Origin of the sequence: Pseudoalteromonas sp. TAE79, from assembly GCF_000498015.1 — a bacterium.
Classification (GTDB): Bacteria; Pseudomonadota; Gammaproteobacteria; order Enterobacterales; family Alteromonadaceae; genus Pseudoalteromonas.
In genome coordinates this window covers 1-14537 of the sequence record NZ_AUTL01000194.1, presented here as the reverse complement: position 1 = coordinate 14537, position 14537 = coordinate 1, and the positions used below count along the sequence as shown (strand labels likewise).

Below are 14537 nucleotides of genomic sequence, written 5' to 3'. Positions count from 1 at the left end.
GACTTGTCGCTTTTGAAAACCCACCTCACGATAGTGACCTTTAGGTAAAAAATCTCGGTCAACTAAAATGACTTGTACCTCATCAGGTGTTTCTGTTTGAGTCAGCGTTTTACCTACTCGGCCTTTTTGTCCGCCAGCTGATTTTTCTGACTTCTCTCTTGTTGGCTTTGTTCGGTTGATATCTTTTGATGGAGGAATGCTACTATTTTGACTATTAAGTCCTAATTTACTAGCTAGCATAACAACGACAACAAGAATGAGTTCAATAGACATCTTCAACGCTGGCGAGAGTGTTTTATCTTCTTGTAACTGAGTTTTAGTTTGCTCAACTATTTCAGTGATATTTATGCTGTTTAAATTCATTAAAGCTAGAGCGATAGGGTAATAGCTCTAGCTTGGCATACTGGCAGGATCAGTCAATAGCTAAAAAAGATCCTTAGAAAATAATTTGTCTTGGTGAATAGTTACAAACTTAGAAACTAAATCGTTATAATCTGCACTGCTTGAATAAAAGCTGCGACGGGTAGGAAAGTAGTCGATTAAGGTGCCCGCTCTGAAAAATTCAACAATATTATCATCTTTTTTCTCTACTTTTGGGGCGTATACTCTTGTTCTAAAGTGGCTTGCTACATAAACAACATTATTTTCTTTTGCGTATACAGGCTGACTTGTTACTTCTTGAAAGCTCGTTTCTAATCCGAGAGCTTGTGCATAGCTTTGTGTTAAAACAGCTAAGCTAATGCAGTTGCCTTGCGAAAGTTTTAAGGCTTGGGCTGAAGTAAGTGTATCGCCGTGGTATTTAAAGTTAGCTAAGTTGCTTTCGAGGTAGTTGTAAATAATGCGGTCATGACGGATTTCAGACTGTTTTTGTTTTTCGGCATAGGCTAAAAATTTTTCTTTTTCAGCATTTGGCAGCTCGAAAATACTGTACTCAGAAGGAGTGTCGAGTTTATTAAACAAAGAATGGTTTAATAGTTGTTCAAGCTCTATTTGTTGTTCTACTTGGTGAACCTTGGTTGTGTTACATCCAACTAAATATAAAAAAGTAATACAGACTGCTATTTTATAAAACATCATAAACCCACTCCATTGTTAAATTTTACATTACAATGTGGTGGGTTTTTAATCAAGCACTTGCTGTACTGCGTTTACTTGAGCGATTTTTTTGTGATTGTTTTTTACGTTTACGGCGGGTAAACCACAAGTAAAAACCAGTACCTGCTAGCCACACTGGGCTCAAACCAATTACGCACCACAGTATTTTACTTATTAGCCCTGCAAAGTAGCCAAAATGAAGTTTTCTAAAGCTATCAATTACTTGCCAGCCAACGCCTACTTCGCGAATATCCCAGTTAGTTAAATGTTCGCCTGTATGCTTATCGTAGCTAACCGTATTAGCGTATTCGCTCGCAAGCGGGTTATTTGTATCGACTTCGCCGAATAAGGTGATATTTTCGTCAGGCTCGAGCGGCATAACTAAAAACGTACCATTAAAAGTGGGTATTTGCTTTTTACTGTCATCGAGTATGTGTTGAAACGAAATATCGCTACTGTGCAAGTTTTTGGTTAGTACAAAGTGCTCTTCCTCAGCGTGTTCAATAACTTCGTGATACCACACCGCCCAGTTAAAGTAGCCACCTGTGATAGCTAAAATAATAATGATGGGCGACCCTATCACCCCAGTCATTTTATGAATGTCGCTAAGTACAATTTGCAGTGTTGCACGCCAGCGCACACTAAATAGGCGCTGCCAAAATTTACGATAAATAATAAGTCCTGTAATACCTAATACCAATAAAAACAGAGCAAAAAAGAAGCCTAGTACTGTGCCTGTTTGCCCTGGCAGGTTTTTAAAGTCGTTAAGTAAAAAGGTGTAATGCAGTTCTAAAAACCAATCAGTAAAATAATGGCTGGTACCAACAGGCTCTGACAAAATGTCACCCGTATACTGGTTTAAATGAAACTTATACCATTGCTCTGTCCCGCGTTTAACTAAGTAAACCCGATCAGCAGTATCATCGTTAAATATTTCCCAACTACCTACTACATACTCAGGGTAAGCAAGCTCTGTTTTTGCGATTAATTTGTCGATTGGCATGCGCTCTGGCAGTGCTTTTACAACATAGTGACTGCTTGGCATAAGTAAGCCATCTATTTCACTTTTAAAAACTAATACGCTCCCTGTAATACTAATAACAATCAAGGGAATGAGAGCTATAAGAGCGATCCAACTGTGAATTTTAAAAAGAGTTTTTCTCATAGATAGTTTTATATATTGCAGTTAATGACTTGCGCATGATAACAACTATCATTTTCATTTAATAGCTTGTGAGTAGGTTTTCTATTAAATAGGTAAACCGTGAACTTAATTCTACGGTTTTTGTATACCTAGCTTTCCAGTACCTAAAATAAGAATATCTTATTTAGTTGAGTTAAATTTACGCGGCTCTACAATGCCGCGCTCATAGTAAAAGCCTTTTAAAAACAGATGTTTATTAAATGTTTTTATTTCTGTTTTTAATTAACATTTATATAACGAGCGAGGTTGCTTTGGCGCATTATTTGCCTATATTGTCTTCTTTTATTTTGGTTTTTAGTTTTTTACCATTACTAAACAAAATTAGAAAAAATCGTAGTGTCTCTGGTTTGTCACTATTAATGATGACATTTGGATTAGCACAAAGCCTTTATTTTATAACCTACAATATTTTCTTTGAGCGCTATTATATTGCGTTACCATTTATTGTAACCGGTGCGTTAAGCGGGCTTATTTTATATTTTTTTGCACGTTTCAATGCAGCTAAACGAGAACGTGTACAGCTGGTTACTATGCTAGGTTTTTCGTTACTGCCTTTTTCACTGCTTTTAAATTCAAGCCTTGATACTGCAACGGTATTAAGCGCTTTAACGTATGTTGGTCTTGTGATGAGTTCGGTACGTGTTATGCCGCAAACTTATAAAACATTGCGTACGGGTAATGTGAGTAATTTAAGCGCGCGCTACTTTAGCTTGCAGTTTATTGCTGGTATTTGCGGCTTAGTTGTTGAGCTTACAACAGCGGCTCCAAGCACGGCGCACTTACTTATGTTTATTATGCTATTGCTTACCAATGCTGTGCAATTTGGTTGTATGCAATACTATAGAGTGCGACCTGTAATGGCTTAAAGCAAAAATAAAAGTGCTAATTTAGTTTAGGTATGGCAGTTTTAAGCTATTAATCATTACAAAGTTTAAACAATGCAATTAGCTATTCATCAAATTGATGCGTTTACGAATGAGTTATTTAAAGGTAACTATGCGGCAGTGATCCCACTAGAATCGTGGTTAAGTGACGATTTAATGCTAAAGATTGGCGCTGAGAATAACGTATCTGAAACTGCTTTTACCTGCCTGCAAGACGATGGAAGTTTTGTTATTCGCTGGTTTTCACCTTTGATGGAAATCGACTTTTGTGGTCACGCCACACTTGCGGCTGCCTATGTTTTATGTGAAGAGCATAACATATCGCAAATTCGCTTTATTGCTGATGCGGTGGGCGAGCTAATCGTTAATAAAAACGCTGATGGCAGCTTTGCAATGACCTTTCCAAAACAAGCACCGGTTGAAGTGCAAAATGTGCCGCAGCAACTACTTGATGGCCTGTCTATACAACCGAGTAAAGTGCTTAAAAATCGACAAGCCTACTTTGTTATTTATGAAAACGCCGATCAAATACTTGAATTAAAAACTAGCTCAGAGCTTTTAAAAACGCTTTATCCACTTGATGTAGTGGCCACTGCTGCAAGTGCTGAATATGATTTTATATCTCGTTATTTTTGGCCTGCAAGCGGTGGCGACGAAGATTATGTAACAGGCTCTATTCATACTGGTTTGGCACCTTACTGGGCGCAGCAATTGGGTAAAACTACGTTAAGTGCTTATCAGGCTTCAAGCAGAGGCGGGCATTTAATTTGCAAAGTGGGTGATACAACCGTCACCTTAACGGGGCATGCTGTAAGGTATTTAAAAGGCACTATTTATATTTAATTAGGAGCTTTATATTTGACAAGGAACAAGGTTTAATTATTCATTTCAAAATCATACCAACTGCTTGTTTTTTATTATTATACTAGTCGTTTTCTTAAGCTACTTCCTTTATTTTATCTATTAATATACGCACTTGTAACAGTTGCTTACAAATGTCACCTTAATGTTTCATATGGCTCTGGTATTATGACGTTAATAGAATTTTGAGGATAATAGGATATGCAAACAAATTCACTTAGATGGGTTTTTCCATTTGTAGCACTAGTTGTTGGTGTTGTTGGCTTTATGGGAATAAATGCCATTGCACAAGAGCCAGAAAAAAAAGAAGTAATTGATACTCGTCCAACAGTGCAAGTTGAGCCAGTGGCTGCAAACGATCATCAAGTTATTATTAATAGCTACGGTGAAGTAAAGCCACTTGAAAATACACAACTCTCGGCGCAGGTGTCGGGTGAAGTGCTAAGTTGGCATCCTAATTTTGTAGCCGGTGGAATCGTTGCTCGCGGTGAGACGTTGTTTACTATCGAAAAAGATAACTATGAAGCAGCAGTACTTGTTGCTGAGGCCGAAATAGCTCGCGCACAGGCAGGCTTAATTGAAGAACAAGCCCAAGCCCAAGTAGCCGCAGATGAAGCAAAGCGTTTTCCTGGTAAAGCGCGTACCGACTTATTTTTACGTAAGCCTCAAGTGTTAAGTGCGCAGGCATCTGTAAAGTCGGCGCAAGCTGCATTAAAACGTGCACAACGTGACTTAGATAATTGTGAAGTAACAGCCCCTTACGATGCATTGGTTATTAGCCGAAATGTAGGTGTTGGTCAATTTGTCACTATGGGTTCGCAAGTTGCTGAACTCAATAATATTGAAACTGCTGAAGTGATTATTCCTATAGCAGGGTTCGATAGCGTTTTTTTGCCAGAGCGTATTAAAGGTATTACCGCAACGATTATTCAAAAGGGCCTAAACAGCTTCACCCGTGAAGGTGTAATTGACCGTGACTTAGGGATTGTTGATAACGCTACACGTATGAGCAGTTTAGTAGTACGTATAGAAGACCCATACGGTCTTAAAAACATACAACCAGCCATTAAGTTTGGCAGCTACGTACAGGTAAATTTTGCAGGTGCAATGCTTAATAATATTTACCGTTTACCTCAAGCTTTGGTTAACAATCAAACTGTGTGGGTAGTAAACGAAAATCAAGAACTAGAGCCTCGCAAAGTAACGGTTATTCGTGAAGAGGGTGAGTATTTTTATATTAGCAGTGGTTTAAATGCCGATGACAAACTCGTTATTACTTTACCTGAATACCCGCAAAAAGGAATGCAGGTTAAAATTGCAGGTGTAGCTGCAAAACCTGAAAGCTCAGAAACGAGCACTTCAAACACGCAACAGCTTTAGGGTGTAATAGTTATGAGCGAGTCAATACAACAAAAACAAACAGGGTTAATTGCCTACTTTGCTAATAATTCAGTAGCCGCTAATTTAATGATGTTTTTTATCATTATTATGGGGGCTATAAGTTACTTTACGATTCAGCGTCAAATGTTTCCTAATGTAGAGATTAACTACATTAATATTGAGGCTAATTACCCCGGTGCTTCTCCACAGGAAATAGAAGAAAGTATTCTCATAAAAGTTGAAGAGTCACTTAAAGATATAACCGAAATTAAAAAAGGCGTGTATCGCGCATTTAGAAATGGCGGTACAGCAAGCCTAGAAATAAACACCGATGCAGAGCTTACCGATGTACTTGATAAGGTAAAGCTACGCGTTGATGGCATTGCGACTTTTCCGGCGGGTATGGAACCGGTCACCATAAGTCAGGTTGAGTTTAGGCAAGATGTAATTGGCATGACACTCGTTGCTGATTTACCACTTACAGAGCTTAAGCCGATAGCAAACCAAATAGAGGATGAGTTACTACAGTTATCTAACGTGTCGTTAGTGGTAAACGATGTTCCTCTTGATGAAATAGCAATTGAAATAGAACCCGATACGCTTCGCCAATATAATTTAACCCTTGGTGATGTGATGAATGCGGTACGCCGTTACTCAGCTAACTTTTCGGCTGGGCAGCTAAAAACAGACGCAGGCGTTATTTCTGTTCGCGTCGAAAATCAGTTTTACTCGGGTGATGAGTTTAGGCAAATTCCGGTAAAAATTGGTGAGTATGGTGCTAAAGTTTTACTGCAGGATATTGCAGTTATTAAAGATCAATTTACCGAAGGTGAGCGCTACTTTAAGTTTAATGGCGAAAACGCGGTGTATTTATCGGTTAAAGCAACGCAAGAACAAAACATGATTCCCGTTGCGGATTCGGTTAAAGCGTTTATTGATCAAAAAAATAAGCAGTTACCGCCGGGTATTCGGTTAGAGCCATTAATGGACATGACATACTACCTAAATGCTCGCCTTGATATGATGAAAGCTAACCTGTTTCAAGGTGCAATTTTGGTGGCAATTATGTTGTCGTTATTTTTGCGTTTTAAACTAGCACTTTGGGTAATGATTGGCTTACCTGTTTGTTTTTTAGGGGCCATGATGATGATGCCGCTATTTGGCATTAGCATTAATATTATTTCGTTATTTGCTTTTATAATGGTGCTCGGCATCGTGGTGGATGATGCCATCGTGATAGGGGAAGCTGCCTACACCGAAGTTGAAAAAAGCGGCGGTGGTGTAGAAAATGTTGTGCGTGGCGCTAACCGAGTCGCGACCCCTGCAACCTTTGGTGTGTTAACAACGATTGCTGTATTTGCACCATTCACAATGTCGAGCGGGCCAGAAAGTGCCTTCTTTTATGGTATAGCCGTTGTAGTAATGCTGTGTTTAGTATTTAGTTTGATTGAATCAAAGCTGATACTGCCAGCTCACATTGCTCATACGCACTTTTCGCCGATCAAAAAAGGTGGTTGGCGCGATCGCTTCAATACACGCTTTTTTGGTTTCGTAAATGGTCCATATAAACGTTTTATTGCTAAGTGTGTTGATTGGCGCTGGACTGTTTTGTTTGCTTTTATTGCAATGTTTATAATCAGTATTGCACTTATTACGTCTAATAAAGTACGTACAGTTCCAACTCCTAAAGTGCCGCATGACTTTCCACAAATACAAGTTGAAATGAACGACAACGTTTCTGATTTACAAACCATTGCCGCTATTCGCGAAATAGAAGCTATGGTACTTAGAGTCGATGAAGAAACAGAGCGTGAATTTGGCCAAAAAATTATTCGTGATGTATTGGTATTTAACCAAGGCAGAACTGAGTCGCAGTTACTAGCTCCATTAGTTGACGAAGATTCACGTCCATACAATGCATTTGAGCTTTCTCGCCGATGGCGTGAGGCTATGCCGACTATTGCTGGTATTAAGTCGTTAACTATTCAAGACGATGTTGGTGGCGGCGGTGGTAATGGCGGCGGCGAGTTTGGCTATTTACTGTATGGCTCAGACATAGATACTTTAAATCAAGCGGGTCGTCGTTTTATTCAATTACTTCAACAGCAAAAAGGGTTGTTTGATATTAGCTCAACCATAGATCCTGCGAGCAAAGAAGTGCAAATGAGCCTTAAACCTGTTGCTTATGATTTAGGCTTAGATTTGGCAGGTATTGCAAATCAAGTGGGAGCCAGTTTTTATGGTGGCGAAGCGCAGCGCGTAATCCGAAACGGCGAAGAAGTACGCGTAATGGTACGTTACCCTAAGCTGACTCGTGAGGCATTTTCATCGCTTAAGCACACCGTTGTTACTACCCCACAGGGGCGAGAAGTACTTCTTGGTGATGTAGTAGAGCTAACAGAAACGCCAGGTATTAGCTATATACGCCGCGAAGGTGGTTATCGTACCGTGTATGTTTATGGCAATATTGATGAAGAGCAAATTGAGCCAGGCGAAGTGGTTAAGCAAGTAAAAGAAAATCTACTGCCACAGCTAATAGAAGAATTCCCAAGTGTTAAATCAGAGCTTGGTGGCGCAATAGAAGAGCAGCAAGCTCAAGCTAATGAGCAAATAATGTTTTTTATTGGCGGAATGATTTTAGTATACATACTGCTAGCTGTGCCGCTTAAAAGCTATTCACAACCGCTTATTGTAATGTCGGTTATTCCGTTTAGTTTAACCGGGGCTATTTGGGGTCATTATTGGTTTGATTTAGATATGAGCTTAATGTCGGGCTTTGGCTTAATTGCCGCAGCAGGGGTTGTGATTAATGACTCACTTGTAATGACCGATTATGTAAACCAAGTTCGCCGCGAAGGTGTTAGCGTTAAAAATGCAGTAATAGAAGCCGGTTGTGCCCGCTTTAGAGCAATACTATTAACGTCTATAACAACCTTTGCTGGTGTATTACCTATTATGTTTGAAACAAGCCTGCAGGCTAAGTTTGTAATACCTATGGCAGTAGCACTTGGCTTTGCTGTTATGTTTGCAACGTTAATAACGCTTATATTAGTGCCATGCCTATATATTATTTTAGGTGATATTGGCACGTTATTTAAGCGCCCATTTAAAGGGCGAGCTACGAAAGTATCAATAAATAGTTAATAGATAATAAAGTTAAAAAAAGCCCTGAACGGTTAACCATCCAGGGCTTTTTTATTATCTTTTTAATGCAGCTTAGATGCTGCAGTAAAATTAATCTTTAAATTGCTTATGGCAATCTTTACAACCTTTAGCCCATGCACCAAAAGCTTTACCAATTACGGCCTTATCGCCTGATTGAGCAGCTAACGCGAGCTTATCTGCATTTGCTGCAAAAGCATTCGCTTTTTCAACAAAGGTTGCATTTTCGGCCCAAACCGCAGTAAGTGCCGCTGTATCGCCTTTATCTGTTCCTTCGTAAAACGCTTCCCATGGCATTTTTGAAAGTGCAGCGGCGTTGTTAGCACGCATTTTAAATTGCTCTGCGTTAAAAGGTACTTTACCTTTTAGCATTGCGCCCATGTCACCAATTTGCACTGAAATCATTGAGAACGCAGCTTGGCGGTATTCAATTGCGTCACTTGGCTCTTTAAATGCAGAATTTGCCGATACGCTAAATGCACACGTTGCCAGTGCTATTGTTGCTAATACTTTTTTTAATTTCATGTTTGCCCCTGTTGAAAATTGTAATTCTTAATTTGATATCTTGTATCTAACATCGTATTTATTCAAGTGAATGCGATAGATTTAATTAAAACTTAGTCATTAAGACCTATATCAGCAAATATCATTCCTCGGCGCATACTTCTGGTAGCCAAAAATACTTCTCCAAGTAGTGAAATAAATGCACATATGAGTAATGCCATTGCGGCAACAAAACAACAAGCAATAGTCACGCTTAAGTTAATTGATTGAATGTGCGACAAGAATAAAAACATGACCACAGCACATACAAGTAAGGCACTTAATACACTTAAACTAAAAGCAATATGTATACATCGAGATCTTTTTAATAAAGCGCGGAGTTCTGTTGCTAGCGACTTATTAAAATCATCATCTGTATTTACTTTTAATCTTCGCTCCAATAAGCGCGCTCTGTCGGTAATTCGCGCTAAGCGATTAGATAAAACACCTAAAGTTGCTGCTATACCTGTGATTAAAAATACGGGAGCAACGGCCGTTTGAATTACTTTTGCCATAGTTAAAATATTTATTACTTCGCTATTCATTACTACCCTTAATCAGTTGAGCTTAAAAATGACTTATATATCTACAGAGTACCTGATGTAGGCTTATTAAGAAAAGAGGAATTACGTTGATTTACTTTACATAGCTTCACAAAGTAAATCACAACACAGGTTATTTTTAGGTATATTTAATTACTTAATAAAAAATAAAAAACAACAAGGATTTGACTGATGAAACGTACTCCATTCGCTCTTGCTGCACTATCGCTCGCTATTTTAAGTGGCTGTAATCAAGCCCCTGAAGAAACCAAAAAAAATAATACACAAGTTAAAACGGTTCAAGTAGCCCAAGCTGTAGCCCCAGTTGCTAAAAAAGTGCCTTATGAGATGACTATTCATGGTGACACACGGGTAGATAATTACTATTGGTTACGTGATGACGAACGTAAAGCGCCAGAGGTGATTAACTATTTAGAAGCTGAAAATACATACACTGATGCCATGCTTGCACATACTAAAACGCTGCAAAGTGAATTGTTTGAAGAGCTAAAAGGGCGTATCCAAAAAGACGATGATTCAGTCCCAGTTAAAAACGGTGATTATTTTTACTCAACGCAAACACGTGGCGATAACGAGTACACTACTTACTTACGCAGCAGCGATTTTACAGGTACGGATCAGCAAGTTATTTTAGATGTAAATGAGCTTGCGAAAGGCCATGATTATTATGCAGTAAGTGGCTTAAATGTAAGCCCGAATGGCAATTTAATGGCTTATGGCGAAGATACTGTTAGCCGTCGTATTTATAGTATAAAAATAAAAGATTTAACAACCGGTAAACTACTCGAAGATACACTAGAGGGCACCAACGGTGGCATTGTGTGGGCAAACGATAACAAAACGCTTTATTACATTAAAAAAGATTTACAAACCTTGCTAGGTTACCAAGTTTATCGTCATACATTAGGTACACCACAAGCTGATGATGAGCTAATTTACGAAGAAACTGATACCAGTTACTACATGGGTATGAGTAAAAGCAAAGATGAGTCAGAAATTTATATTTGGCACAGCAGCACAGCTGCATCAGGCGTATCGGTACTAAGTGCTGATGATGCTAAGGCAATGCCTAAACGCTTAATTGAGCGCGAAGCAGGGCTTGAATATGAAATATCTAAACTAGGGAATACTTACTACATTGTAACTAACTTAGATGCTGTAAATTTTCAGCTGATGAAAGTGGATATTGATAAAGCTGGTGACAAAGCAAATTGGCAAAGTGTGATCCCAGCGCGCGATGATATTAAGCTCGAAGGCATTGATTTATTTAATGACTACTTAGTTTACCAAGAGCGTGAAATGGGCCAATCAAAGTTGATTGCGCGTGATTTAAAAACAGGTAAAGAGTTACCACTGAGCTTTAACGATAGCGCTTATACAATTGGTACTTATGGTAATAACGATATAGATAGCAGCACGTTACGAGTTTACTACACAAGCATGACTACACCTGGTTCATCGTACGATGTAGATTTAGCGACTGGCGATAAAAAACTACTTAAACAGCTAGCTGTATTAGGTGATTTTGATGCTGATAATTACGCCTCAGAGCGTATTTTTGTAACAGCACGTGATGGCATAAAAGTACCGGTAAGCTTAGTTTACCGTAAAGACGCGTTTAAAAAAGATGGTACTAACCCGCTACTGCAATACGGTTACGGCTCTTATGGCGCAACCATGGATCCTACTTTTTCAAGCACGCGTTTGAGTTTACTTGACCGTGGCTTTGTATTTGCAATTGCCCATGTACGTGGCTCACAAATGCTAGGTCGCCCTTGGTACGAAGACGGCAAGCTACTCACTAAAAAGAATACGTTTAATGACTTTGTTGATGTAACTAAAGCATTGGTTTCTCAAAAGTATGGCGCAAAAGATGAAATATTTGCGTTAGGTGGCAGTGCTGGTGGCTTATTAATGGGCGCAGTAGCAAACCAAGCGCCTGAGCTTTATAAAGGCATGGTTGCTGCGGTACCGTTTGTAGATGTAGTAACCACAATGCTTGATGCGAGCATTCCGCTTACAACAAATGAATACGGCGAGTGGGGTAATCCGAACGAAAAAGCGTATTACGATTACATGCTGTCTTACTCGCCATACGACCAAGTATCTAAGCAAGCATATCCTAATATGCTAGTAACGACTGGCTTGCACGATTCGCAAGTTCAATACTTTGAGCCTGCAAAATGGGTTGCTAAGTTGCGTGACTATAAAACTGATGACAATAAGTTACTGTTTAAAATAGATATGGAAGCAGGGCACGGTGGTGCATCGGGTCGCTTTAAACGCTTAGAAGATACCGCGCTAAACTATGCATTTATGCTTGATTTAGCAGGTATTAAAAAGTAGTTACTCTTTATATTTAAATAGATTTAACTCAATAAGGTGCTTTTTAAAAAAGCACCTTTTTTTGTGGTAAATTAAAGCTAAACATAGTGCCTTTACCAATTTCACTTTGTACGTAAATTTCACTATCCATCAGTTTTAATAACCCTCTGCAAATAGCCAATCCTAAACCACCTTGCTGGCGCCCCTCTTTATTAGAATTACTTGCTTGGTAGTGCGGGTCAAAAATAGCATTCAGCTCATCTTCTTTTATGCCTACACCCGTGTCTGATACATGCACAAATAATTGATTATCTTCACTGCGTTTTACATGTACTGCAATGCTGCCGCCGCGAGGGGTGTGCCTAATTGCATTATCAATTAAATTGCTCAGTACTCGCTCTAGCTTAGCGATATCGGCAACCACAGGAAAATCACAAATCGCAGGTTCTACCGACAAACTAATGCCTTTTTTGTCAACGGCTAAACTAAATTTTGCCATGCAATCGTAAATGAGTTCACCTAAATTAAAGGTTTCTTTATTTATACTTATTTCGCCATTTTCTAAGTGAGCAAGCTCAAATATTTGCTCTATGAGTAGCTTTAATTGCCCGCAATTATTAAGCGATACCTGTAAGTATTCTTGCTGCTCTTGTTTACTTAGTTGTTCACCCGACTGATTTAATACTTCTAAAAACCCCTGCAGTGAAGCAAGTGGTGTACGTAGGTCGTGCGATAGATGGGTCAGCAACTCTTTGCGTTGTTTATCGCCTTGTTCAAGCGCTTTAAACTGCTCATTAATACGCGTTAACATGGCTTGAATACTTCGCCCTAAACTATGCACTTCGTTACTTTTTTGCGTTGAATAGTTACTTAGCTTGGTGTCGGTAAGGCTGTAGTTAGCGGCTTCAATATTACTAACATCGCGTGCTAAGCGCTGAATTGGGTTGGTAAAAAAACGTAGTAAAATTAGCATCGCAATAAATAAAAATGCGAGTGCAGAGCCAAGCCATAAAGCAGCTAGCCATAACTTGTCATTATTTTTTACAGTGCTTAGTGAGGTATCGTAAGCCTCACCACCAATAATTACATATAAATAACCTTGTAGCTTATCTTGATTAAATACTGGCGCGGCTGAAAATATTTTTTGTTGCTCTTTATTACGAGGATTATCACCATAAATAGGTGCAGCGCTTGGGTCGTTAATCAGCCTTTTTAAGGGCGTTAAACTAATGTGCGTGCGTTTAACTTTACCCGGCTTTGCTGAGTAAGTAAGAATTTTTCCGGTTTCGTCTACAAAATAAAATTCAAACGCAGGACCTAATAACATTAAGGTATGGAAGAGGTTTTCAAGCGCTTTATAGTCGTAAACCCCTTCTTTTATTAGTGGGTTATCTTGTACTAAATGTTCCGCTAACGCTAAGTGCAGATTTTGTTCGGCGTGGTGTTTTGAAGTCAGTTCTAATTGCTTGCTCCAGCCGTAAACTAGGGCGCAAATAAAACAAAAAATCACGACTAGCGATATAACTAATTTTTGATACAAAGATAATTTCATAATAGGTGTCTTAATTGAGTTGGCTAGGGTTTAGTTTGTAACCAACCCCCCAAACTGTTTCGATGATAGGCGCTTGTTGGTGTTCTTCTAGCTTGGCACGTAAGCGGTTTATATGTGAATTAACCGTGTGCTCGTAACCACTGTGTTGGTAACCCCATACTTTATCGAGTAACTGCTGGCGGCTAAAAACATGATTAGGATGGCGTGCAAAGTAAACGAGTAAATCAAATTCGGTGGCGGTAAGGTTAAGGGCTTGCTTGCCTAAATACACTTGGTGCGAACTGAACTCAATGTGGAGTGACCCTACGTTTAGCGTTTGTTCGCTATCAACGGGGGAGTTGTCGTTGTTTTGGCCTGCGAGTAGTTGTGCTCTGTGGCGTAATTGGGTTTTTACTCTGGCTTGTAATTCGCGTGCAAAAAAGGGTTTACAAATATAATCATCGGCGCCCATTTCAAGGCCAATAACTCTGTCCATATCGCTACTCAGCGCGGTGAGTAAAATTACGGAGGTAGTTGGGTAATGCTCTTTTATTTTTCGGCATAAGCTCAAACCATCCATTTGCGGTAAGTTTATATCGAGTAAAATAAGTCCGTAGGGATGCTTAGCTATTTTTTTAAGGCTAGTTCTGCGCTTACAACATGATCAACATGTAAGTTAAGCGACGTTAGCTGCGTGGTAATTAACTTACCTATTTCTCTGTCATCTTCTACTACTAATATTTTTTCGTGACGCATGTATTACCTCGTAAAAAGGGGGGCATCCGTGCTCCTTTACTTCCCCATTACAAGCTGGAACGTTACTGCGTGCGCGTAATTACTATTTTCGATACTGGGTTATCAAACTTATGTTCAACACCAAGTGCTGATGTAGATAATCCATCTTGATTTGAAACAATGCCTGGATGCATCGTTATTATATCGGCTGTATCGTCACGTATTTCGTTAAACCCTTCGCCGCTAGCGGCAGG

The 14537-nt window shown here is 39.3% G+C and carries 10 protein-coding genes and 2 pseudogenes; 5 read left to right on the top strand and 7 right to left on the bottom strand.

Annotated features, from left to right (window positions below):
* From L655_RS0114555 to L655_RS0114545, 3 genes and pseudogenes are all read right to left on the bottom strand, one after another.
* On the bottom strand, positions 1-363 hold a 363-nt coding region (locus L655_RS0114555), incomplete at its 3' end, for a DUF6444 domain-containing protein (protein ID WP_024604528.1).
* Between the two features lie 99 nt (positions 364-462).
* Positions 463-1077, bottom strand: a pseudogene (locus L655_RS0114550) (hypothetical protein); the annotation flags it as partial.
* Between the two features lie 49 nt (positions 1078-1126).
* Positions 1127-2260, bottom strand: coding sequence for a PepSY-associated TM helix domain-containing protein (locus L655_RS0114545; protein WP_024605420.1), 1134 nt, complete (start codon positions 2258-2260; stop codon positions 1127-1129).
* A gap of 290 nt (positions 2261-2550) precedes the next feature.
* Between L655_RS0114545 and L655_RS0114540 the strand changes: the two genes are divergently transcribed.
* From L655_RS0114540 to L655_RS0114525, 4 genes are all read left to right on the top strand, one after another.
* Positions 2551-3165, top strand: a complete 615-nt coding sequence (locus L655_RS0114540) for a PQ-loop repeat-containing protein (RefSeq protein ID WP_033011996.1) — start codon at positions 2551-2553, stop codon at positions 3163-3165.
* Between the two features lie 72 nt (positions 3166-3237).
* Positions 3238-4026, top strand: a complete 789-nt coding sequence (locus tag L655_RS0114535) for a PhzF family phenazine biosynthesis protein (protein WP_024605418.1) — start codon at positions 3238-3240, stop codon at positions 4024-4026.
* 219 nt (positions 4027-4245) lie between these two features.
* On the top strand, positions 4246-5424 hold the full coding sequence (locus L655_RS0114530; RefSeq protein ID WP_024605417.1) for an efflux RND transporter periplasmic adaptor subunit: 1179 nt from the start codon (positions 4246-4248) through the stop codon (positions 5422-5424).
* Between the two features lie 12 nt (positions 5425-5436).
* A complete protein-coding gene (locus tag L655_RS0114525) occupies positions 5437-8568 on the top strand; it encodes an efflux RND transporter permease subunit (protein ID WP_024605416.1) in 3132 nt (1043 codons plus the stop codon).
* A 90-nt stretch (positions 8569-8658) separates the two neighbouring features.
* Here the strand turns inward: L655_RS0114525 and L655_RS0114520 are convergent, their stop codons facing one another.
* Together L655_RS0114520 and L655_RS0114515 are read right to left on the bottom strand one after the other, a co-directional pair.
* Entirely contained in the window at positions 8659-9111 is a 453-nt protein-coding gene (locus tag L655_RS0114520; RefSeq protein ID WP_024605415.1) for a cytochrome c, read from the bottom strand.
* 92 nt (positions 9112-9203) lie between these two features.
* A complete protein-coding gene (locus L655_RS0114515; protein WP_024605414.1) occupies positions 9204-9674 on the bottom strand; it encodes a DUF2721 domain-containing protein in 471 nt (156 codons plus the stop codon).
* A gap of 189 nt (positions 9675-9863) precedes the next feature.
* On the opposite strand from L655_RS0114515, the gene L655_RS0114510 reads away from it, so the two are divergent.
* Entirely contained in the window at positions 9864-12038 is a 2175-nt protein-coding gene (locus L655_RS0114510; RefSeq protein ID WP_024605413.1) for an oligopeptidase B, read from the top strand.
* Between the two features lie 43 nt (positions 12039-12081).
* Here the strand turns inward: L655_RS0114510 and L655_RS0114505 are convergent, their stop codons facing one another.
* Positions 12082-13569 (bottom strand): HAMP domain-containing sensor histidine kinase, encoded by a 1488-nt coding sequence (locus L655_RS0114505; protein WP_024605412.1) that lies wholly within the window; start codon positions 13567-13569, stop codon positions 12082-12084.
* Positions 13570-13579: 10 nt separating this feature from the next.
* A pseudogene (locus tag L655_RS01000000125675) lies at positions 13580-14304 on the bottom strand (response regulator transcription factor).
* Positions 14305-14537 lie beyond the last annotated feature (233 nt).